This is a genomic window from Aurantimonas sp. C2-5-R2 (assembly GCF_036549495.1).
Lineage (GTDB): Bacteria > Pseudomonadota > Alphaproteobacteria > Rhizobiales > Rhizobiaceae > Aurantimonas > Aurantimonas coralicida_A.
On sequence record NZ_JAZHLJ010000006.1, the window covers coordinates 86,497 to 107,954 of the forward strand.

General features: G+C 65.2%; 19 protein-coding genes. 11 read left to right on the plus strand and 8 right to left on the minus strand.

The features are described 5' to 3' along the window. Positions 1-91: 91 nt before the first annotated feature. Together VQ044_RS04850 and VQ044_RS04855 are read left to right on the plus strand one after the other, a co-directional pair. A complete protein-coding gene (locus tag VQ044_RS04850; RefSeq protein ID WP_327645623.1) occupies positions 92-1,339 on the plus strand; it encodes an ABC transporter substrate-binding protein in 1,248 nt (415 codons plus the stop codon). After that, positions 1,336-2,007, plus strand: a complete 672-nt coding sequence (locus tag VQ044_RS04855; protein WP_327645625.1) for a class I SAM-dependent methyltransferase — start codon at positions 1,336-1,338, stop codon at positions 2,005-2,007. The genes VQ044_RS04850 and VQ044_RS04855 overlap by 4 nt, the downstream gene beginning before the upstream one ends. A gap of 108 nt (positions 2,008-2,115) precedes the next feature. Here the strand turns inward: VQ044_RS04855 and VQ044_RS04860 are convergent, their stop codons facing one another. Together VQ044_RS04860 and VQ044_RS04865 are read right to left on the minus strand one after the other, a co-directional pair. After that, the gene (locus VQ044_RS04860; protein WP_327645627.1) at positions 2,116-4,701 is read right to left on the minus strand and encodes an EAL domain-containing protein; all 2,586 of its coding nucleotides are present in this window, start codon (positions 4,699-4,701) and stop codon (positions 2,116-2,118) included. A gap of 27 nt (positions 4,702-4,728) precedes the next feature. Continuing rightward, positions 4,729-5,199: a cache domain-containing protein gene (locus VQ044_RS04865; protein ID WP_327645629.1), complete on the minus strand. Its 471-nt coding sequence runs from the start codon at positions 5,197-5,199 to the stop codon at positions 4,729-4,731. A 260-nt stretch (positions 5,200-5,459) separates the two neighbouring features. Between VQ044_RS04865 and VQ044_RS04870 the strand changes: the two genes are divergently transcribed. From VQ044_RS04870 to VQ044_RS04900, 7 genes are all read left to right on the plus strand, one after another. Then, complete coding sequence (locus tag VQ044_RS04870) at positions 5,460-6,830, plus strand: sensor histidine kinase (protein ID WP_327645631.1); 1,371 nt, start codon at positions 5,460-5,462, stop codon at positions 6,828-6,830. Continuing rightward, entirely contained in the window at positions 6,827-7,465 is a 639-nt protein-coding gene (locus VQ044_RS04875) for a response regulator transcription factor (protein WP_327645632.1), read from the plus strand. Before VQ044_RS04870 ends, VQ044_RS04875 begins: the two co-directional genes overlap by 4 nt. A gap of 149 nt (positions 7,466-7,614) precedes the next feature. Beyond that, a complete protein-coding gene (locus VQ044_RS04880; protein ID WP_327645634.1) occupies positions 7,615-8,589 on the plus strand; it encodes a YVTN family beta-propeller repeat protein in 975 nt (324 codons plus the stop codon). 54 nt (positions 8,590-8,643) lie between these two features. Next, positions 8,644-9,243: a hypothetical protein gene (locus VQ044_RS04885; RefSeq protein WP_327645636.1), complete on the plus strand. Its 600-nt coding sequence runs from the start codon at positions 8,644-8,646 to the stop codon at positions 9,241-9,243. 121 nt (positions 9,244-9,364) lie between these two features. Further along, the gene (locus VQ044_RS04890; RefSeq protein WP_327645639.1) at positions 9,365-10,156 is read left to right on the plus strand and encodes an ABC transporter ATP-binding protein; all 792 of its coding nucleotides are present in this window, start codon (positions 9,365-9,367) and stop codon (positions 10,154-10,156) included. Positions 10,157-10,218: 62 nt separating this feature from the next. Continuing rightward, positions 10,219-10,998, plus strand: a complete 780-nt coding sequence (locus VQ044_RS04895) for an ABC transporter permease (protein ID WP_327645694.1) — start codon at positions 10,219-10,221, stop codon at positions 10,996-10,998. 35 nt (positions 10,999-11,033) lie between these two features. Beyond that, complete coding sequence (locus tag VQ044_RS04900) at positions 11,034-11,816, plus strand: hypothetical protein (protein ID WP_327645641.1); 783 nt, start codon at positions 11,034-11,036, stop codon at positions 11,814-11,816. 22 nt (positions 11,817-11,838) lie between these two features. On the opposite strand, the gene VQ044_RS04905 is transcribed toward VQ044_RS04900, so the two are convergent. The 4 genes from VQ044_RS04905 to VQ044_RS04920 form a co-directional block, all read right to left on the minus strand. Continuing rightward, on the minus strand, positions 11,839-12,492 hold the full coding sequence (locus VQ044_RS04905; RefSeq protein ID WP_327645643.1) for a PQQ-dependent catabolism-associated CXXCW motif protein: 654 nt from the start codon (positions 12,490-12,492) through the stop codon (positions 11,839-11,841). Then, positions 12,489-13,376 (minus strand): substrate-binding domain-containing protein, encoded by an 888-nt coding sequence (locus VQ044_RS04910; RefSeq protein WP_442872928.1) that lies wholly within the window; start codon positions 13,374-13,376, stop codon positions 12,489-12,491. The genes VQ044_RS04905 and VQ044_RS04910 overlap by 4 nt, the downstream gene beginning before the upstream one ends. Positions 13,377-13,380: 4 nt before the next feature. Further along, complete coding sequence (locus VQ044_RS04915; RefSeq protein WP_327645645.1) at positions 13,381-14,094, minus strand: c-type cytochrome, methanol metabolism-related; 714 nt, start codon at positions 14,092-14,094, stop codon at positions 13,381-13,383. Between the two features lie 177 nt (positions 14,095-14,271). Then, entirely contained in the window at positions 14,272-16,119 is a 1,848-nt protein-coding gene (locus VQ044_RS04920) for a methanol/ethanol family PQQ-dependent dehydrogenase (protein ID WP_327645647.1), read from the minus strand. Between the two features lie 615 nt (positions 16,120-16,734). Here VQ044_RS04920 and VQ044_RS04925 point away from each other — a divergent pair. Together VQ044_RS04925 and VQ044_RS04930 are read left to right on the plus strand one after the other, a co-directional pair. Continuing rightward, positions 16,735-17,682 (plus strand): quinoprotein relay system zinc metallohydrolase 2, encoded by a 948-nt coding sequence (locus tag VQ044_RS04925; RefSeq protein WP_327645649.1) that lies wholly within the window; start codon positions 16,735-16,737, stop codon positions 17,680-17,682. Positions 17,683-17,825: 143 nt separating this feature from the next. Then, positions 17,826-18,719, plus strand: coding sequence for a quinoprotein dehydrogenase-associated SoxYZ-like carrier (locus tag VQ044_RS04930; protein WP_327645651.1), 894 nt, complete (start codon positions 17,826-17,828; stop codon positions 18,717-18,719). Between the two features lie 68 nt (positions 18,720-18,787). Here the strand turns inward: VQ044_RS04930 and VQ044_RS04935 are convergent, their stop codons facing one another. Further along, on the minus strand, positions 18,788-19,099 hold the full coding sequence (locus tag VQ044_RS04935; protein WP_442872929.1) for a hypothetical protein: 312 nt from the start codon (positions 19,097-19,099) through the stop codon (positions 18,788-18,790). A gap of 274 nt (positions 19,100-19,373) precedes the next feature. Further along, positions 19,374-21,449 (minus strand): 3-hydroxyacyl-CoA dehydrogenase NAD-binding domain-containing protein, encoded by a 2,076-nt coding sequence (locus tag VQ044_RS04940; protein ID WP_327645654.1) that lies wholly within the window; start codon positions 21,447-21,449, stop codon positions 19,374-19,376. Between the last annotated feature and the right edge of the window lie 9 nt (positions 21,450-21,458).

Here is a 21,458-nt window from a genome sequence, read left to right on the forward strand (position 1 = left end):
CAATGAGTCATAAGCTTTGAAGGGCCCGCGGCAAGACGCTAATTGCGAAAGACCGCCGGCCGGGCCGGCAGCGGAATGGGAGGAACCAGCATTGACCACACCGGCCAGAGACCGCTTGCGGCGGGTGCTTTGCGGAACCGCGGTGCTCATCCTCCTGACGACCGGAGCCCCCGCACAGACGGACACCGCCCCCGCGCCGGCCTCAGTCCAGCCCGTGACACAGACGGTCAAGATCGGCTTCCTCAGAACCTATGAGCGCACCCTCGCGCTCTCCGCCCTCGACATCCAGCCGGCCGACATCGGCCTTGCGGGCGCGACGGTGGCGATCGCCGACAACAACACCACCGGCTCGTTCATGGGCCAGAACTTTACCCTCGACGTGACGACGCTCGCCCCCGGCGACGACGTCGCCGCACCGGCGCAAGACATGCTCGCGAGCGGCATCCACTACATCGTCACCGATCTGTCGCCCGACGACACGCTCGCCGTCGCCGATCTCGCCAAATCCCAGAACGCCCTCGTCCTCAACGCCGGCGCGACGGACGACCGGCTGCGCGGCGAAGGTTGCCGCGCCAACATGCTGCACACCGCCCCGTCGCGGGCGATGCTGACCGACGGCCTCGCGCAATACCTGATGTGGAAGCAGTGGCGGAACTGGGCGCTGGTCGAGGGCGACCACGAAAACGACCAGCTCTTCGCCGAGGCGTTGAAGCGCTCCGCCAAAAAGTTCGGCGGCAAGATCGTCGCCGAGAAGATTTTCGCCGACAAGGGCGGCGCCCGCGCCACCGATTCCGGCCAGGCGCTGGTGCAGCGCCAGATCCCGGTGTTCCTGCAGGATCTGCCCGAGCACGACGTCCTGCTGGTCGCCGACGAGAGCGAGGTGTTCGGCACCTATGTGCCCTGGCGCACCTGGCTGCCGCGCCCCGTCGCCGGCACCGCCGGGCTGAAACCCGGCTCCTGGCATCCGGCGAGCGAGCAATGGGGCGGCGCGCAGATCCAGAACCGCTTCGTCGATGTCGCCGGCCGCCGCATGGAATCAAAGGACATGCAGGTCTGGACGGCGATCCGGGTGATCGGCGAGGCCGCCTCGCGCACGCAATCCGTTGCCCCCGCGACGATCGACGCCTTCATCAAGGGGCCGGATTTCACCGTCGCCGCCTTCAAGGGCCAGCGGCTGACGTTTCGCGACTGGGATTGGCAGCTGCGCCAGCCGGTACTGCTCGGCACCGAGGCCTCGGTTGTCTCCGCCTCGCCGCAGGAGGGCTTTTTGCACCGGGTCTCCGAACTCGACACCCTCGGCGTCGACAGGCCGGAAACGGCATGCGACATGGGGGGATGACCCGAAAGACCGCCGCCCCCTCCGCAACCGGCAGCGCGCATCCCTCCGCCAGATTCTGGGACAGGATCGCGGTCCGTTACGCCCGGCGGCCGATCGCCGACGAAGCCGCCTACCAAACGAAGCTGCGGGTGACGCGCGACCATCTAACGCCCGACATGGAGATTCTGGAACTCGGTTGCGGCACCGGTTCGACGGCGATCGCTCACGCGCCTCACGTCAAGCACATCCGGGCCACCGACATTTCGCCGAAGATGATCGAGATCGCCCGCGCCAAGGCCGCCGAGAGCGGGGTCGCGAATGTGGCGTTCGAATGCGTGGCGGTGGAGGACATCGCTGCCCCCGACGAAAGCTTCGACGCGGTCCTCGGCCTCAATCTCCTGCATCTATTGGAGGACAGGGACGCCGCGATCGCCAAGATTGCGGCCCTCTTGAAGCCGGACGGCGTCTTCGTCACCAACACGGCGTGCCTCGCGGACGGGATGAAGTGGTTTAAGCTGGTGGCGCCGCTTGGGCGGCGTCTGGGGTTCTTCCCGGTCGTCAAAATCTTCGGCAAGGCGGACCTCGAAGCCAGCCTCACGCGTCACGGCTTCAGGATCGCCCACAATTGGCAGCCGGCAAAGGGCCCGGCGGTCTTCATCGTCGCCGTCAAGGACGCCAGCCGGTTCTGACGCGATTCCCGCCGCCGGGCCGCCTCGCGCACGCGGTCGGTCGCCCCCGCGACGATCGACGCCAAGGGGCCGGGTTTCACCGTCGCCCCCGGCCGGGCGGGTCGTGTCTCAGGCGGTCAGGGGCAGGCGCTGCCGGGCCGGCGAAGCTTCACCGTCGGCTGACTGCCGCATGGCATCCGCCGTCAATCTCGCAAGGAGGGCGGGAATTTCGTCCGCAGGCCGGGCCGGGCTGAAATAGTAGCCCTGAACTTCCGTGCACCCCTGCAGCCTCAGATAGTCGAACTGTTCACGGCTCTCCACGCCCTCCGCCGTCGTCGACATGCCGAGATTTGTCGCAAGTTCGGTGATCGCCCTGATGATCGCGCCACTTCCGAGGTTCGTCGGAATTTCGTCGATGAAGCTCTTGTCGATCTTGATTTTGTCGAAGGGAAAGCTGCGCAGATATCCCAAGCTGGAATAGCCGGTGCCAAAATCATCCATAACGACGCGGGCGCCGAGGTGACGCAACTCGCTCAGGATCTTCAAATTCGCCTCGCTGTCGTTCAGCAGAACGGATTCGGTGATCTCCAATTCCAGCCGGCCCGCGTCGAGGCCCGTCTGAGTCAGAGCCCCAGCCACCGTGGCGACGAGATCCCGCCCACCGAATTGCAGTGGCGACAGATTGACCGCGACCCTGATATCCTGCGGCCAATCCACCGCCGTCAGACAGGCTTGCCGGATCACCCATTCTCCAAGTCGCTCGATGAGGCCGACATCCTCGGCGATCGGAATGAATTCGCTCGGCGGGATGGAGCCGTGCTCCGAGTGGGTCCATCTCAACAGGGCTTCGAAGGCGACCACACGCCTGGAGACGGCGTCCATGATAGGCTGGAAATTCAGGGTCAGCTGCTCGTCCTGGATTGCCTGACGCAAATCCATCTCAAGCTGGCTTCGGCGTTTCACAGCGGAGTCCATGCCCTGCTCGAAGAAGCGGAAGACCCCGCGCCCCTCCGCCTTTGCGCGATAAAGCGCCGTGTCGGCGTTACTAACTATTTCTTCCACATTCGTAGTCGCCTCGGTGCTGAACGCGACGCCGATACTTATGCCTACGCCGACATGATGACCATCGAGATCGAACGGCTCCGCCATCGCGTCGATGATGTGCTGGGCGACTTGTTCCATATCAGTTTGCGTGCCCACGTCAGAAATGATGAGGGCGAATTCGTCGCCGCTGAGACGTGCCACCATTCCTTTGCCGCCGACGGCCTGGATCAGTCGCGTCGACGTAGCCTTCAAGAGGCGGTCGCCCACCAGATGGCCCAGCGTGTCATTGACGCTTTTGAACTTGTCGAGGTCCAGACAGACGACGGCGACACGTCGGCCCTCCGCCCGGGCCTTGAAAGCGGCCTCGAGTTCTTGGCCGAAGAGAGTACGATTCGGCAAATCCGTAAGCCCGTCATGCAAGGCCATATGCGCGATTTGCGCCTCGATCCGACGGATATTCGTGATGTCGTCGTGCGTGGCGAGCCAACCTCCATCGGCAAGAGGGCGGTGGGAGATCGCGAGCGAGCGCCCGTCATTGAGATGGTGAATCTTGACATAGGACTCTCGCACCTCGACGCCGGTCAGGCGCTCCTTGATGTACTCCTCCGGATCTTCGCCAACGACGCATCCCGCTGCAATCCGTTGGAGCAATATGTCGCGCAAGTGGATGCCGGGCTTGATCGACCCCGGATCAAGTTCGTACAGCTCCGCATAGCGGGCGTTCGAGACGATCAGATTCTTCTGGCCGTCGAACATACACAAGCCCTGGGACATGTTGGCCAAGGCCGCGTCGAACAGCAGATTCTGACGGCGAAGGTCCGCCTCGTTCCGCACGATCACCTCCCTCGCCCCGCGCATCCCCTCGCAGAAATCGGCGATCGCGGACACCATCTGCCCGATTTCGTCTTCCCGATTTTTAATAGTCGCATCGGGACGGAAGTTCAGATTCCCGAAGGAAATGTCACGCATGGCGCGTGTCACGGCACGGACCGGCAGCACGATCGAGCGCGCGAAGAAGAAAACGATGCCCAGGCTGACGAGAATGGCGGCAAGCCCGCCGATCCGGATGATACGCACGCTGCTGGCCGCGCTGGAATGGAGGTCATCGACCATCGTGCGCGTCAGCCGATGGGCTTCGCCGGTTAACTCTCGCAGATGCGAGGCGGCACGCTGGAAATCGTCGTCGGTCCCGCCCAGCAACATGGTGCCCATCGCCGGGTCCACGGTGCCGACCTCCACGGTGGCGGCGGCGGCGGCCATGTATAGCCTCCAGCTTTCGACAAATTTCTTTAGCTGGACCCGTTCGGAAACGGTCAGGTCAGCACGCTTGGAAAGATCGGATGCCTGGCTTTGAGCCGACCCGCTGTTACGGGCGATTTCCTCACGCAACTGCGCGAGACGCGCCTCATTCACGCCATTGCTTGCCCATGCGGTGTAACGAAACAGATTGAGATGCGTTTCGGAGACGGCCTCCTCGAGGCGCTCCTCGATCGTCTGCTTCCCGACCACTGACGTGGCAACCTTGTCGACACGCTCAGCGATGGCGGTGAGCGCGACGATCACCAGCACGCCCGTCGACAGAAGCGAAATCAGCAAAACGGCGGAGCCGCCGAATGCCTTGACGCTGAGCGGCAGGTCGTTGATCAACCGCGTGAGCCAGCGCGCTCGCATCTCGCTATGTCCTCCGCGCCGCAAATATCAGTCTTTATAGATCCCGACGCCAACCACGTAAGCGCCCATCATTTCTACGTAACTGGATTTATCTTCGATCTTGTTCGTGATCGGATGCGGCCACTTGTAATCCACCCAACCCGACCCAGGATCGACCGCAACCCGGATAATTTCTTGAATGAGATACTTCCCGTCCTGATCTTTCAACGAACTGAGATTCTTGCCCACGAGAACAGGCCGCGCCCCGTGGGCGACGTTCACGCCCTGCAGATCGTAGACGAACGGATAGAGATCCCGGTCATGAAAGGCAGGGGTCGTCGCATCGTCGACCGCGGCGAACGTGGCCTCCTTTCCTTGACGCGCGAACATCTCCTTCACACGCTTGACCATCGCGACAGCTTCGCTGGGAGACCCCTTTGGCGAATCTTCGGCGGGAAACGCAGTCGTAGAGGCCGCGGAGAAGGCGAGCGCCAGCGCTAGTGTCACCGCGCGTATCATGGGACAATCCTCCTTGAGACACACCATCACAGGGACGCCTTAAGAAATTCTATATGAAGCATAGTTTATGCATTGATTAAGACTTGCATGATCGACATTCCCCTGAGACATCAGTGCTAGCGACCGCCCCGAGTACTGTTCCTCCAAAACGGTGCGCGCCAACCCTTCCCCCCGTCCTTCTTCCCGCATAGCCTCCGCCGAGCGCCTCGCCTTCGCGCGCGGCTGTGAAACCTCGTCGAACCCCGGTCAGCCTCCCGCCCGTGTCCCTCAAAACCCGCCTTGCCGCCACCTTGAGCGCCGCGTTCGTCGCGATCCTGATCATCGGCGGGGTGTTGACCTACGATCAGGCGACGAAGAACGTTGCCGCCGAGCTCTCCGCCGCGCGCAGCGTCGCCGCCAACCGGGTCGCCCAGCTCGTCGCCAAGCTGCCCGCCTCGCGCGACACGGCGGCGGAACTTGCCAGCTTCGTGCGCGCCTTCAACGGCGACCGGCATGTGCAGGTGCTGCTGATCGATTCCACCGGCGCGGTCCGCGATTTTTCCACCCCGGCCAAGGATTACGGCGCCCTGCCGGACTGGTTCGTCCGCCTGCTCGCGCCGGATACCTCGACCACGGTGATGCCGCTGTCGGGCGCCGCTTTGCCGATGACCGCCGTCGCCGTCTCGATCGATCCGCGCAACGAGATCGCCACCAGCTGGACCGATCTTGGCCTCGGCCTCGGCAGCCTCGTCCTGTTCGTGCTGCTCGCCTTCGCGGCCATCTGGGTGGTCGCCGACCGGGCGCTGCGGCCGCTCGAGGCGATCCAGGCGGCCTTCGCCCGCATCGGCACGGGCGATTACGCAAGCCGCATCGCGCCGTCCGGCCCACCGGAAATGCGGGTGCTCGCCACCCGCTGCAACGAGATGGCGGCGCGGCTTGTCGAAATCTCCGCCCGCAACCGCCGCCTGTCGGAACAGCTGTTGCGGCTGCAGGACGAGGAGCGGGCCGATCTCGCCCGCGATCTCCACGACGACATCGGGCCGCTGCTGTTTGCCATCGACGTCGACGCCTCGGCGATCGCCCGCCTCGCCAGGAGCGCCGAGGGCGGCGATCCGGTGACGGGCCGCGCCGAGGCGATCAAGACCGCCGCCCATCGCGCCAGACAGGAGGTACGGCGCATCCTCTCCGATCTTCGGCCAGGCCTGACGCCGGGATTGGGCCTCAAGGCGGCGATCGAGGAACTGATCGCGGAGCTGTCCCGCCGCCACGGCGACGTGGCGTTTTCCGCCGAGCTGGCCGAAGGCGACTGGGGCGGGCCGCTGGAGGTGCTGGTCCACCGGGCGGTGCGCGAAGGGCTTGACAACGCGCTGCGCCACGGCGCGCCGACGCGGGTCACCGTCCGCGTCGCGTCCAGCGAGACGCATCTCGCCTTCAGCGTCGTCAACGATGGCGGCGGCCTCGCCGAGCCCGGCACGGACGGCGGTTTCGGCCTTCTCGGCATGCGCGAGCGGGTCGAGGCGGCCGGCGGCGAACTGACGGTGTCGCAGGTGCCGTTCCCGCCGGGCGTGCGGCTGGAAGGCCGGGTGCCGCTTCCCCGTGACAGCGCGCCCCCCGGCGCGGTAGTCTCCGGCATGGGTGGAGACGCGGCATGAAGATCCTGATCGTCGACGATCACACGGTGGTGCGCGACGGCGTCAGGCGGCTGGTCGAGGCGCTGCCAGCCACTGCGATCGCCGAGGCGGAGACGCCGTCCGAGGCGCTGGCGGAGTTCCGCAAGTTCCGGCCGGACGTGACCATCCTCGACATCAATCTGAAGAACGGCAGCGGCCTCGACGCCCTGCGGCGGCTGCGCGCCGACGACCCGAAGGCGAAGATCGTCGTGTTCTCGATGTATTCCGACATCGTCTATGCCGCCTCGGCCCGGCGCGACGGCGCGCTCGGCTATGTGTCGAAGAGCGCTCCGACCGACGAGCTGCTGGTGGCGATCGAAAAGGCGCTGGTTGGCGAAAGCTATGTCGACAGCGAGACGACGGCGCTGATGGCCCGCCACGAGACCTCCGAGGGGGGAACGAAGGAGCTGTCGCGGCGCGAATTGCAGATCCTGCACATGCTCGGCGAGGGCAAGAGCCTCACCGACATCGCGCAAGGGCTCGGCGTCGCCTACAAGACCATCGCCAACACCTCCTCGCGCATGAAGGAGAAGCTCGGCGTCGACCGCACCTCCGACCTCGTCCGCTTCGCGCTGGAGAGCAAAGGCGGCCGCATGCTCGATCGCGAGCGGCCATGAGTTTCGCCGACCCCCACGACTTTCGGGAAGACGGGAAGTTATCCCGTTGTAACGCCTGGAAACGGCGGGATAGCGTAGCGCCCAAGCGGTCGGCGCGCGGACGGAAGAGCGCAATCTGTGGCCCATCGCAGGGGAGGAACCAGCGGGTGATGAAACGACTGCCTTTGATGGCATTGGCTGGCCTGCTCGCGCTCTCCGCGACTCCGGCTTTCGCCTACAAGATTTTCGTGTCCAACGAGAAGGGCAACGACATCACCGTCCTCGACTCGGAGAATTTCGAGGTCATCGACACCTTCAAGGTGGGCCAGCGGCCGCGCGGCATCGCCGTCAGCGCCGACGGCAGCCAGATCTTCGTCTGCGCCAGCGACGACGACACCATCCAGGTCTACGACACGGCGACCTACAAGTTTCTCAAGACCCTGCCCTCCGGCCCTGATCCCGAACTGCTGATCCTGTCGCCGGACGGCAAGCGGCTCTACGTCGCCAATGAGGACGACAATCTCGTCACCGCCATCGATCTTCAAACCGGGGCGCGCCTCGCGGAAATCCCGGTCGGCGTCGAGCCGGAGGGGATGGCGGTCTCGCCCGACGGGACAACCATCGCCAACACGTCGGAAACGACGAACATGGCCCATTTCATCGACAGCGACAGCCACCAGATCACCGCCAACGTCCTGGTCGATTCCCGGCCCCGTTTCGCCGAGTACAAGCGGGACGGCTCGGAGGTCTGGGTATCGGCCGAGATCGGCGGCACGGTCAGCGTGATCGACGCGGCCACGAAGGAGATCAAGGCGAAGATCACCTTCCAGATCCAGGGCATCCGCTCCGAGGCGATCCAGCCGGTCGGCGTGCGGATCACCGCCGACGGCAAGAAGGCCTATGTGGCGCTCGGGCCGGCCAACCGCGTCGCCGTCATCGATGCCGAGACCTATGAGGTTCTCGATTATCTGCTCGTCGGCCAGCGGGTCTGGCAGCTCGCCTTCTCGCCGGGCGAAACGCATCTCTTCACCACCAACGGCGTCTCCAACGACATCTCGATCATCGACGTCGCGGATGACGAGGTGATCAAGTCTGTCCAGGTCGGGCAGCAGCCCTGGGGCGTCGCCGTCACGCCTGGCGAATGAGTCGGCGGACGGAGCGAGGCGCATAACGCGGACTTTTTGGGAGAGAACCGAGCGATGAAACGAATCTGGCTCTTGCTGATGGCGGCAATCCTCGCCTTCGCGCCGATCACGGTCGTTGCCGCGCAGGACGCGGGAGCAGCCGGAGAGGCGGCCGCTGATAGTGACGACGACGATGACGATGACGCGACCGGCGCCGCGATGGTGCCAACGGCTGAGGAGCTGACCATCCCGAAGGGCTCCGAACTGATGCCGGCGAGCGCCCTGAACGGCGACCAGATTGGCCTGCCGCCCGTCTCGCTGTCGAGCCAGATCGTCACACCGCTGGTCCTCGGCGGCCCCGACAGCGCGTTCACCGTCAGCCACACCGACATCTATCTCAGGGCCAACCAGGCCTATCGCTGGGACATCGCGTCCGAGGGCGGGCTCGAATACAAGCTCCACGCGCCCGGCTTCTTCCGCAATGTCTGGATGAACCAGATCGTCATATCCGACCTCGAGGTGCATATGGCCGGCCCGCCGGCCTGGCTGGAATTCGACGCGACCGGCGTGATCACCGTGCAGTTTCAGACCACCCGGCCCGGCCGCTACGACTGGTATGTCGAGGGCCTCGGTGAAGAACAGGGCATGAAGGGCACGATCACCATCGTGCCATAGCGCGGGAGTTGGCGCCGTCACGGACCGCCCGCCGCCACTGTCTTCCCGGCCGGGCCCGCGATAGGCTGCCGGCGGATCCCACCGACCGCAACGGAGCACGATGGCCTTGGATGCCGCGCCCATGACACCCGACCTCAGCGCCGGGGCGCCGGACGCCCCTCCCGCGCTCGACGTCCGTCGTGTCAGCCATTCCTATGGCGACCGAAAGGCCCTCGACGACGTCTCGTTCGCGGTTCCGCAGGGCTCGTTCACCGCGCTCCTCGGCCCCAACGGTGCCGGCAAGTCGACGCTGTTCTCGCTGGTGACCCGGCTGTTCAATGTCCGTGATGGCGAAATCCGTATTCTCGGCCGCCGCCTGAACGAGGAGCCGGGCGAGGCGCTGCGCCGCCTCGGCGTGGTCTTCCAGGCCCGCACGCTCGATCTCGACCTGTCGATCCGCCAGAACCTCAAATACCACGCCGCCCTGCACGGCATGACCGGCGCGGACGCCAAACTGCGGATCGCGGAGATCCTCCAAGGCTCCGAACTCATCGACCGGATGGGCGAGAAGGCGCGCAATCTCTCCGGCGGCCAGCTCCGCCGCATCGAGATCGTCCGTGCCTTCATGCACCGACCGCGCCTCATCCTGCTCGACGAGCCGACGGTTGGGCTCGACATCCGCTCGCGCGCCGAAATCGTCTCGGAAGTGCGGCGGCTAGTGAAGGAGGAAGGCGTCAGCGTTCTGTGGGCCACCCATCTCATCGACGAGATCGACGAGACCGACCGGGTCGTGGTGCTCCACAATGGCAAGGTTCTGGCCGAGGGGAACGTCCCCGATATCGTCGCGGCGGAAAGCGCCGGCTCGATCCGAGATGCCTTCACCCGCCTCACCGGATTGGCCAAGAGCACCGTCGAACCGGAGATGGCCTCGTGAGCACCTCGGCAAGCGTTCCGGCGGACGCAACCCCCAGCGGCTTTCCGCTATCTGCCTATCTCATCTGCTTTCGCGGCATCGTCTGGCGCGAGGCGCTGCGCTTCCTGCATCAGCGCGAGCGCTTCGTCTCGGCGCTGGTACGCCCGCTGCTCTGGCTGTTCATCTTCGCGGCGGGTTTTCGTCAGGTGCTCGGCGTCTCGATCACACCACCCTATCAGACCTACATCCTCTACGAGGTCTACATCACGCCCGGCCTCGTCGGCATGATCCTGTTATTCAACGGCATGCAGTCGTCGCTGTCGATGGTCTACGACCGCGAGACCGGCGCGATGAAGACGCTGCTCGTCTCGCCGCTGCCGCGCTGGTTCCTGCTCGTCTCCAAGCTCGCCGCCGGTGTCGCTGTCGGCATCGTCCAGGTCTATGTGTTCTTCGCCATCGCCTGGTTCTGGGAAGTCCAGCCGCATTGGACCGGTTATCTCACCGTCCTGCCGGCGCTGATCCTCACCGGGCTGATGCTCGGCTCGCTCGGCATGCTCCTGTCCTCGCTGGTCAAGCAGCTGGAGAATTTCGCCGGAGTCATGAACTTCGTGATTTTCCCGATGTATTTCGCCTCCTCCGCGCTCTACCCGCTCTGGCGGGTGCAGGAGTCCAGCCCGCTTCTCTATACGATCACCCTGTTCAACCCGTTCACCCACGCGGTAGAACTGGTGCGCTTCGCGCTTTACGGCGAGATCAACTGGCAGGCGCTCGCCGTTGTCATCGGTTGCACCATCGTTTTCCTCGGCGGCGCCATTCTCGCCTACGATCCGGCGCGCGGCTTGATCAGTCGCAAACGCCAGTAGCCCGCCACCAGAGCCGCGATCGAAGAGAGGCTTTCATGTCCACGAACGCACACCGTCGGATGGGTGGAATCGCGCTTGTCGCGGGCTCGCTCGCGCTTCTATCGCACTTGGCCGTCCTTCCCGCGACCGCCCAGGACGGCGCGGCGCCGCGCGACATCCCCGAAGGCTTCGTGCTGCCCGGTCCGCCGCCCGTCAACGCGCCGGAAGCCGAGGAGGCGAAGCCGCCGTCGCCAGCCGAAACTCCGGTCAGCCCGATGAGCTTCGCCCGGACACCGGAAAAGGGCACCACCGACTGGCCCTGCATCCAGCGCCGCGTCGAGACGATCTCCCCGGCGCAGATCTGGAATGGCCCGGACGTCGCCAATGCAGCGAATGTCGAGCGGACCGACGCGATGCGAGTGCTGGCCGACCAAATTGTCGCGCGCCGGCTGCCGCTCGATGAAGCCGCAATGATGGTCAAGGACTTCGTCGCCGAGCTTCCCGAGAACGGGCGCGGGGCGACGGCGACCGCGATCGTTACCGACATCCTCGACCGCCTGAACAAGGAGCGCGGCGAGGTGATGGTAGGTATCGAGCGCTACGGCGCCAAGCAGAAGGCGCTGGCGAAGAGGCTGCGCGAGCAGAGCGCCGACTTCGCCGATCTGCGGCAGCGGTCGGACGCCTCGCCGACTAAGATCGAGGAGGCCCGACAGGCGCTTCTCTGGGACACCCGCATCTTCGACGAACGCCGGCAATCCCTCACCTATGTCTGCGAAGTGCCGGTGCTGATCGAACAGCGCGCCTTCGGCCTCGGCCGGGCGATTGCCAGCGCGCTGTGATCGGACGGCTCGAAACGCGCGTCTATTCGTCCGGCCGCGGCTCCGGCTCGGACGGCGCCAGCGCGTAGCCGGCTTCGGCCCAGCCATCGGTGCCGTCCGGATACCAGTAGACGGCCGCAAAGCCGGCGCGGATCGCGCGCTTGGCGGCGTTGTAACTCATCCAGCAATCGCGCAGGCAGTAGATGACCACGGGTCGGCTCTTGTCGCCTTGCGTGACCGCGACGAGCCCGTCGATGAGATAACGCTCCATCGCCGGCGCTAGCTCGCCATAGCCGGTGTCGACCAGCCAGATCGAGCCCGGAATATTGCTGCGTGGCTTCGGCCGCCAGATGGTATCGGCGGGCAGGCCCTTCGGCCGTGGCGCGCGCGGCAGGACGTCAACGAAGGCCGCACCCTCGTCATGCAGCGTCTTGGCGGCTGCCGTATCGACGACGGTACCGCCCGCAAGACTGGCCGGGACCGGCGCCCGATAGGCCTCGGTCCGATAGTCCTCGGGCTCGGGCTGGGGAACGGTTGCGGTAGTTGGTTCTTCGACGGCGATCTCGGGCGCCGGGACCACAGCATCTTCCTTTGCCGACGCTGACGACGGCGCGAGGACGAGCGCCAAGAGTATCCAGATGAGAGCCCTCGTGCGAACCAAGCCAAACAGGCCGGCCGGCGGGCGGGCCGCTCTCATCCCTTCGGCTCCCGCGATTCCGGCGCCGGCTCACCGCTCTTCGACACGATCGGCCGATCCTCTTCGTCGAGCAGCGGCACGCCGTAGGACAACAGGATTTCGTCGATCTCGCCCTGATAATCCTGGATCGCTTGGTTAAGCGTGCGCTTCCATTGCTGGTCGGAGGCGCGGACGCCCATGGTGATCCGAAAGGTCGTCGCCGGGCCTTTGCCCTCGTGCGTCAGCGGCACGACGGCGTAGTCCTCGCCCGACTCCTTGGCGTAATAGCCGGCCATCGGCCCCCAGAGGATCGCCGCGTCGATCTCGCCACTGTCGAGATCGTCGATCATCGCCTTGGCGGAATTGTCGAACCGCGTGTCGATCATCAACTGGTAGGGTTTGGCCTTGCCGATCAGGCCGGCGCGGGCGAGATACGTGGCCGGCGGCGTCCCGGCGACGATGCCGATGCGTTTGTCCTTCAGCTTCGGGTCCGCGATCGTCTCGACACCGGCGAGATCGCCGTCCTTCGGATAGACCAGCGCATAGGCGGTCCGGTAATAGGCGTTGGTGTTCTGAACCAGCTCGTCGCCCTGCGGATAGCTCATGATGACGTCGCACAGATTGGAGCCGAGCGTCATCCGCACGAAGCCGGTCGCCTGCGGAAAGTAGGTGTAGGACACCGATTGCCGCCCCAGCTTGTCGGCGAGGAACCGGGCGACCTCTTGCTCGAAGCCCGCTTCGGCCTCGTTGGAAAACGGCAAGTTGTTGGGGTCCGCGCACACCCGCAGCACGTTCGGATCGACGAGCTCGATCTCGCCGCCAAACTCCCGGTCCTGGGCCGCCGCCGGCATCGCCAACGAAAGGGCGCTCGCGATGCCGACAGCCGCTGTGACGAAGCGGATCATCGCATCAAAATCCCAGACAGTCGTATTCGGCCTTCTGCCCCGCCTCGTTCTTCGCCGGGCGTTTTGGCTCGCCGCGGCCGACCACGCCGTCGGTGCGGGCGCGCAGATAGATATAGATCGCGTCGAGCGAACACATCACGTTCGGGTCTTCGCCCCAGGCCGGCATGATCGAATTTCCGGACGAATTCCACTGGTTCTGCTGACCACTGACGACGACGCCGACGAAGTCGAAATAGCTCAGAGTCTGCAGCGATTCCGTCAGGTTCGGGGCGAAGGACGAACCCAGACCATCCGGGCCGTGGCACTGCAGGCAGTTGGCGCCGTATTTCTTGTAGCCACGCCAGGTGTACCAATCGGCGGTGCCGTCTTCGGTCATGCTGTAGGTCGGGTTTCCAGCAGGATCGACGAATTTGCCCTCTTCGCCTTCGCTCGGCTGGTTGCCTTCGCTCGCCGTATCTTTCGACGGATGCGCGTCGACCTTCATGGTCTCGCCGCTCGCCATCGCCTTTTCGCCGCTTGCGGTGGAGGCCTGGGCAGGGGCTTCCTTGGCGGTCGTTGTCGTGTCATCGGCCGTTACCGGCGCATCAGCGGCCGGCTTGGCCGCGTCGGGCGCCTGTTGGCCCGCAGGCACGATGGTGGTTCCGTCGCTCTGCGCGAAGGTCAGGCTACTGGCCGAAAGAAGCACGATGCCAGCAAACGCAATCAACTTGGAATTCATTCAAACCTCACGGATCGACACGCGGGCGAATCCTCGGCCCGGCTTCTCGGCGATGATGGCAGGGCGCCCACGGCCCTCCAAAACAATGGCCCGGCATCAAGGCCGAAGCCTGACATCGGGCCCTCTCGTCACGCATCGGGGCCCCGCTCCGCAAAGAGTGGGGCCCCGTCTTGTGGCTTATTTCGCGGCCGTCTGGTCCGGGACCGTGAACACCGTCAGCGCGCCGCCGAGGGCGGTGTATTTCGACAGCGCCGCATAGCCGCCGACCGCGCCGAGACCGGCACTGGGATCGGTGAGGCCCGCCGCGAGGCCGATACCAGCCCAGCCGCCGATGCCGGAGAGAACGCCGACATACTGCTTGCCTTCATTCTCGTAGGTCATCACGTTGCCGATGATGCCCGACGGGGTCTTGTACTTGTAGAGTTCCTCGCCCGTCTTGGCGTCGACAGCCTTCAGATAGCCCTCGAGCGTTCCGTAGAAGACGATGCCGCCCTTGGTGGCCAAAGCACCGGACCACACCGAGAACTGCTCGGGCAGCGACCAGACGATCTCGCCCTTGCCAGCGTCCCAGGCGATGAAGTTGCCCATGCCGCCATGGCTGTCGGGCGCCGGGTACATCGACAGGGTCGCGCCGACGTAAGGCTGTCCGGCCGTATAGGCGACGCGGAACGGCTCGTAGTCCATGCAGACGTGGTTGGTCGGCACGTAGAACAGCTTGGTCTCCGGCGAATAGGCCGCCGGCTGCTGATCCTTGGTGCCGAGCGCCGCCGGGCAGATACCGGTCGAGTTGGTGTCCTCGCCGTTCTGCTCGGTCGAATACTCCGCGACCACCTGCGGGCGGCCGTACTGGTCGGATTCCTTGTCCATGACGACTTCGGTCGCCCAGTTGACGGCCGGATCGTACTTCTTGGCGACCAGCAATTCGCCGGTCTCACGGTTCATCGTGTAGGCGAAACCGTTGCGGTCGAAGTGGACGAGCGCCTTGGTTGGCGTACCGTCGACGTCAATGTCCGCGAGGATCATCTCGTTGACGCCGTCGAAGTCCCACTCGTCATGCGGGGTCATCTGATAGACCCACTTCGCCACGCCGGTGTCGGCATCGCGCGCCATGATCGCCATCGACCATTTGTTGTCGCCGGGCCGCTGCGCCGGGTTCCAGGTCGAGGGGTTGCCGGTCCCGTAATAGATCAGGTTCAGTTCGGGATCATAGGCAAACCAACCCCAGGTCGTGCCGCCGCCGATCTGCCACTGGTCACCTTCCCAGCTGTTGAGCGAGGAATCCGCGCCGACCGGCTTGCCGAGTTCCATGGTCTTCTCGGGATCGAACAGCATCTCGTCGTCCGGGCCGGTAGAATAGGCCCGCCAGGCCTGCGTACCATCGGAAACGTTGTAGGCGGTGATGGAACCGCGCACGCCGAACTCGCCGCCCGAAATACCGATCAGCACCTTGTCCTTGAACACCATCGGCGCCGCGGTACCGGTCTCGCCCTTCGACGCATCACCGTTCTTCACCGACCAAACCTGCTCGCCGGTTGCGGCGTCGAGCGCGACGACGGTCGTGTCGGCCTGATGCAGGATCACCAGGTCCTTGCCGCCGTCACCTTGCGCCGGCGCGTAGGCAACGCCGCGATTGACCGTGTCGCAGCACATCACCGGGATGACGTTCGGATCCTGCTTGGGCTCGTATTTCCACTTGATCTCGCCGTCGTTCTTGGCGTCGAGCGCATAGACGATGTTGGGGAACGGCGTGTGCACGTACATCGTGTCACCGACGACGAGCGGCGAGCCCTCGTGGCCGCGCAGAACGCCGGTCGAAAAGCCCCAGGCCGGGACCATGTCGCCGACGTTGTCCTTGTTGATCTTGTCCAGCGTCGAGTAGCGCTGATTGGCGTAGTTGCCCGTGGGCATTACCCACTGCGCGGCGTCGCCCTGCATCTCCTGCAGTTTCTCGTTCGCCGAGGCGCCCGCCCCGATCGAGATGAGCAGGCTGGATGCCAGCGCGGCCTTCGTGATTGTCTTGAACATCGGTGTCCTCCCAAGGAACTGTAGCGGTGACGCGTGACGGCAGGATTGCCGACGAACGTTGAGCCAACGATAGTCTGGGGGAAGGTTTCCGGCAGCGTGTCACGACCGCCAATAGGGGTCTTGGTGGGCACCGTTGATCGACACCTACCGTGGCCTTCGAGGACTCGCAGCGCTCCCAACACTGCGACCTTGAAGCCGGAAACCATGACGCGATGCTAGTTCGGGAATTTTTCCTGCGCAAGCTCCGAATGGCACTTTTCCTATGTGCGACGCAGCATTTTTGGTGTGCATCGCAATATATCGTCGCTCTATAGAGCAGGACCGGTCCCCACACTTGCCGAGAACCTCCTGTTACTTCGCGGCGTTGAGGAGGTTTGCTTGCCCGGCGGCTGTTGCGGCAGCGCGCGCGCCCACCAAGCCGACGTCAGAAAAACTGTCCATCGCCTCTCCAAGCAATGGCACCGCATCACCAAGCCACATTCCCGTCGCCGGTCTGCGGCGTCTTCGGCGAGACGGCACCGACCGTAGTGGTGTCGAATCGCCGCAGGACCGGTCACGCGCCATGGAACCGCCGGTGGTCTTGCCCCACAGCGCGCGGGCATGTCTGATGGAGTCATGTCGACGCGTCTTACATTCCTCCGGCGCTGCGCAGCGGCGACCCTGGTTGCCCTCGCCGCCTTCGCTGGCGCCGCCGCTGCTTTCGCTGCGCCACTGGCGTTGGAGGAGATCGCCCCCGGAATCTACGTCCACGCCGGTCTGGTCGAGGAGACCAGCCCTCAAAACCAGGGCGACATCGCCAATATCGGTGTTGTGATCGGCGACGACGCCGTGGCGGTGATCGACAGTGGCGGCAGCGTCGCGGTCGCCCGCTCGGCCTTGCAGGCGATCCGCGCGGTCACCGACAAGCCGGTCCGCTACCTCGTCAACACCCATATGCATCCCGATCACATCTTCGGGAACCAGGTGTTCAAGGTGGCCGGCGCGACGCTGATCGGGCATCGCAAGCTGCCCGCCGCGCTCGCCGCACGGGCGGATTTCTACAAGCAGTCGATGCGCGAACAGCTCGGCCCGGCGCTCGCCGACGAAGTCACCGTCACACTCCCGGACGAAACCGTCGAGAACGAGCGAATCATCGATCTCGGCAATCGCAAGCTGACACTGAAGGCCTGGGGCACCGCCCATACGGACAACGACCTGACTGTCCTCGACGCGGCGACCGGAACGCTGTTTGCCGGCGATCTCGTCTTCATGAAGCATGTGCCGGTGATCGACGGCAGCCTCAAGGGCTGGCTCGACCAGACGCCGGAGCTCGCGGCGCTTCCGGCAAGCCGCGTCGTGCCCGGCCACGGGCCGGCCAGCGCGCCATGGCCGCAGGCGATCCCGCCACAGACGGCCTATCTTGAAAGGCTCGCATCCGACCTTCGCCAGGCGATCGCCGATGGCGTGCCCTTAGCCGACGCGGTCAAGACCGCCGGACGGAGCGAGGCCGGTAAATGGCGGGTCTTCGACGCCTTCAACGCCCGCAACGCCACCGCCGCCTTCGCCGAGCTGGAATGGGAATGACCCCGCGCACGGCGCGGCTTCTGTCCGGCTCTCCCGGATTGATCAAGGCGAGTTGAGACGGCCCTCCCTTGTCCTCGCCTGGCAATGTCGTCACATTAGCTGACGAGCGAACGGGCACTCGCGACGAAAATTGGGAGATTGTCATGCTGGACGCTCATGCCGGGCCGCACCGTCAGGCGACGCACGGGTCCCGTCGGCGGACCTCGCTGGCCAGCGTTCTTTCGCTCGCCGTTCTCGCCGCTTCCGCTTTTACGCTCTCCACGCCTGCCGCGTTTGCCCAATCGACGCTCTCGCCCGCCGAAGCGGCGGCCGCCGCCATGGAATCCGCCTGGCCCGGCCTGAAGGACGACCTGTTCGGCGACCGGCCGCTGATCGAGGGCACCGATGCGATCATGCTGGAAGCGCCACGCCGTGCCACTGACCCGGCGATCGTGCCGATCAAGCTGACGCTCGATTCCGCCATGAACATTCGTAAGGTGACGCTGGTGATCGACGAGAACCCCGCGCCGGTGGCCGCGACCTTCGAGATCGCCGAAGGCTCCGGCCTCACCGAATTGTCGACCCGCGTCAGGGTCAACGCCTACACCGATATCCACGCGGTGGCCGAAGCGGCCGACGGCACGCTCTATGTCACCAAGCAATACGTCAAGGCGGCCGGCGGCTGCGCCGCCCCGGCGGCGAAGGACGCGGAAGTCGCCGCCAAGCAGATGGGCCAGATGAAACTGCGCGCCTTCGCCGCGGCGGATATCGGCGGCACGGCGACGCATGAGGCGCAGCTGATGATCCGGCATCCGAACAATTCCGGGTTGCAGAAGGATCAGGTGACGCTTCTCTATATCCCGGCGCATTTCATCACCGATCTCGCGGTCGATCTCGGCGGCGAGCGCTTGTTCTCGATGACCGGCGGGATTTCGATCTCCGAGGATCCGAGCTTCCGCTTCAACTATACCGGCGATCCGTCGGTGCCCTTCCACGCCAAGGCAACGGACACCGAGGGCAAGGTCTTCGAAAAGACCTTTGTCCCGGAACAGTCCTGACGATCGGGGCAGCTACGGCTTTTAAAGCTTTTGATTGAAAGCGGCGACTGGACTCGGCGGCGGCGCTCTCAATCGAAGCAGCGGATTTCCGCTTCGGCCTGGGCGCGCCTGAGGTCGCCGACGGCCGACTTGGCCTCGGCGCTGGTGCGGAACAGAACGCCCTTCTCCCCCGTCACCTGCCCCATCGACAGGAAGGTCGAGGCCTCGACGTAGCGCTCATAGCGAAGCAGCGACGCGACGACGTCGAAGGAGCAGGAGCATTGCTCCAGCGCGGTGCGCGTGTTGCCGTTGCTGGCCATGCAGCCGAACACGTAGTCGGCCGTCACGTCGGTCGGATAGTCGGCGATGGCGGCATTCGGCACGCTGCCGGTCGTCGGGATCTTGAACGCGCCGGCGGGGCCGACAACCCTGTCCGGCGGAAGCGCCGATTGAGCGCTGGCATATCCGGCGGGCAGAAGCAGGGCGGACGCGACCATCGCGGCGATCCACCTGATGCGTGAGCGGCTGTTGGCCATCATGTCCTCCCTCCTGCCGTTCTCGCCATTTTCCCATGAGTATGACGGCACCCGGCGCAGGTGAAGGGGTCCGTGGACTTTCGGCTCCCCGCCAAGCGGATACGGGAAAAAGTCCCGCGATCGAAAGACCGTGAGCCGTTCAGGCCGCGCCGGTAAAGCTCCGCCCCTCTTCGACGATCCGCTCCAACAGCGGCGCGGGTGTAAAATCCTCGCCCCTCCGCTCCTCCAACTCGCGCATCTTCGCCAGAACCACCTCCGGCCCTATCGTGTCGGCGAAGAACATCGGCCCGCCGCGATAGACCGGCCAGCCATAGCCGTTGATCCACACCACATCGATGTCCGATGCCCTGAACGAGATGCCCTCGTCGAGGATCTTCGCGCCCTCGTTGATCATCGGGTAGACGAGCCGTTGGAGGATTTCGTCGTCGGAGATATTCCGGCGTTTGATGCCCTCCTCGCGCGACTTGGCGCGGATAATTTTCTCCACCAGCTTGGATGGCGAGCCTTTGCGCTTGTCGTCGTAGTCGTAAAAGCCCGCGCCGGTCTTCTGGCCGCGTCGGTCCGCCTCGCACAGCTGCTCGCGAATGGTCTCGCCCTTCGAGGTCTCGCGGTTCCATCCAAGGTCGAGGCCGGCGAGGTCGGCCATCTGGAACGGCCCCATCGGCAGGCCGAAATCGGTCAGCACCCTGTCGACATCCCAGGGCATCGCGCCTTCCAGGATCAGCTTGTTCGCCTCGCGTTGGCGAGCGTTGAGCATGCGGTTGCCGACGAAACCGTGGCAGACGCCGACCAGCACCGCCGTCTTGCCGATGTCGCGGCCGAGCTTCATCGCCGCGGCGATCACGTCCGTCGCGGTCTTCTCGCCGCGCACCACCTCCAGCAGCTTCATGATATTGGCCGGCGAGAAAAAATGCAGACCGATCACGTCCTCGGGCCGCTTGGTGCTCGAGGCGATTGCGTCGATATCGAGATAGGAGGTGTTGGAGGCGAGAATCGCGCCCTTCTTGGCGATGCCGTCGAGCCTGGCGAAGATGTCCTTCTTCACCGCCATCTCCTCGAACGCCGCCTCGATGATCAGGTCGCAATCGGCGAGATCGGCCATGTCCAGCGACGGCGAGAGCAGGCCCATCGCCTTGTCGACGTCTTCCGGGCGGATGCGGCCCCTTTTCGCGGAAGCCTCGTAGTTTGCCCGCATGATGCCGGTGCCGCGCTCCAGCGCCTCCGGCTTGGCCTCGACGATGGTTACCGGGATGCCGGCCGAGAGGAAATTCATGGCGATGCCGCCGCCCATCGTGCCGGCGCCGATGATGCCGACGGTGCGGATCGGCCGGGTCGGCGTATCGGCAGCAATATCGGGGATCTTGGCGGCCGCCCGTGTTGCGCCGAAGACATAGCGCTGCGCCTTCGATTGGATGCCGCCGAGCAGCTCGGCGAAGATGTCGCTCTCGCGCGCCATGCCCTCCGCGAAGGGCAGCCGCGCCGCGTTGGCGACCGCTTCCAGCGCTTTGTCGAAACTGTCGAAGCCCTTCATCTTGCGGCCATGGGCGGCGCGGGCTTCCGCGATGGCCGCGTCGATGCCCTCACGCGCCAGCCGGTCGTCTTCCTCGCTGACCTTGCGCAGCGGCCGTCCCTCCCGGAGGATGTCGTTTGCGAACCGCACTGCCTCGGCGCGCAATTCGCCGACGGCCAGTTCGTCGACGATACCGAGCATTTGCGCCGTCGCCGCGCCCACCGGCGTGCCGGTGAGGATCATGTCGAGCCCGCGTTTCAACCCGATCATCCGTGGCAACCGTTGGGTGCCGCCGGCGCCGGGAATGATGCCGAGCTTGATCTCCGGCAGGCCGAGCTTCGCCGAGGGCACCGCGATGCGATAGTGGCAGGCGAGCGCCAGTTCCAACCCGCCGCCCAGCGCCGTGCCGTGCAGCGCCGCGATCACAGGCTTGGGGCAGTTCTCGACCATATCCTCCAGCTCGCGCAGCGACGGGCCTTCCATCGGCTTGCCGAACTCCTTGATGTCGGCCCCGGCGATAAAGGTCCGGCCCTCGCAGATCAGCACGATGGCCTTGACCGCATCGTCAGCGGCGGCCGCTTCGATGCCCGCCGCGATGCCCTCGCGCAGCACTTGCGACAACGCGTTCACCGGCGGGTTGTGCAGCATCAGAAGGGCGATGGCGCCGTCATTGTCCAGCGTCGCCGCGTGGTTGATGAGGATCATGTGGACGTG

Coding starts and splice junctions, on each gene's coding strand:
- VQ044_RS04930 (WP_327645651.1), top strand. CDS start 17,826: ATGCTGGACGCTCATGCCGGGCCGCACCGTCAGGCGACGCACGGGTCC.
- VQ044_RS04875 (WP_327645632.1), top strand. CDS start 6,827: ATGAAGATCCTGATCGTCGACGATCACACGGTGGTGCGCGACGGCGTC.
- VQ044_RS04885 (WP_327645636.1), top strand. CDS start 8,644: ATGAAACGAATCTGGCTCTTGCTGATGGCGGCAATCCTCGCCTTCGCG.
- VQ044_RS04905 (WP_327645643.1), bottom strand. CDS start 12,492: ATGAGAGCGGCCCGCCCGCCGGCCGGCCTGTTTGGCTTGGTTCGCACG.
- VQ044_RS04910 (WP_442872928.1), bottom strand. CDS start 13,376: ATGATCCGCTTCGTCACAGCGGCTGTCGGCATCGCGAGCGCCCTTTCG.
- VQ044_RS04940 (WP_327645654.1), bottom strand. CDS start 21,449: ATGATCCTCATCAACCACGCGGCGACGCTGGACAATGACGGCGCCATC.
- VQ044_RS04865 (WP_327645629.1), bottom strand. CDS start 5,199: ATGATACGCGCGGTGACACTAGCGCTGGCGCTCGCCTTCTCCGCGGCC.
- VQ044_RS04890 (WP_327645639.1), top strand. CDS start 9,365: ATGACACCCGACCTCAGCGCCGGGGCGCCGGACGCCCCTCCCGCGCTC.
- VQ044_RS04925 (WP_327645649.1), top strand. CDS start 16,735: ATGTCGACGCGTCTTACATTCCTCCGGCGCTGCGCAGCGGCGACCCTG.
- VQ044_RS04900 (WP_327645641.1), top strand. CDS start 11,034: ATGTCCACGAACGCACACCGTCGGATGGGTGGAATCGCGCTTGTCGCG.
- VQ044_RS04915 (WP_327645645.1), bottom strand. CDS start 14,094: ATGAATTCCAAGTTGATTGCGTTTGCTGGCATCGTGCTTCTTTCGGCC.
- VQ044_RS04855 (WP_327645625.1), top strand. CDS start 1,336: ATGACCCGAAAGACCGCCGCCCCCTCCGCAACCGGCAGCGCGCATCCC.
- VQ044_RS04880 (WP_327645634.1), top strand. CDS start 7,615: ATGAAACGACTGCCTTTGATGGCATTGGCTGGCCTGCTCGCGCTCTCC.
- VQ044_RS04860 (WP_327645627.1), bottom strand. CDS start 4,701: ATGCGAGCGCGCTGGCTCACGCGGTTGATCAACGACCTGCCGCTCAGC.
- VQ044_RS04920 (WP_327645647.1), bottom strand. CDS start 16,119: ATGTTCAAGACAATCACGAAGGCCGCGCTGGCATCCAGCCTGCTCATC.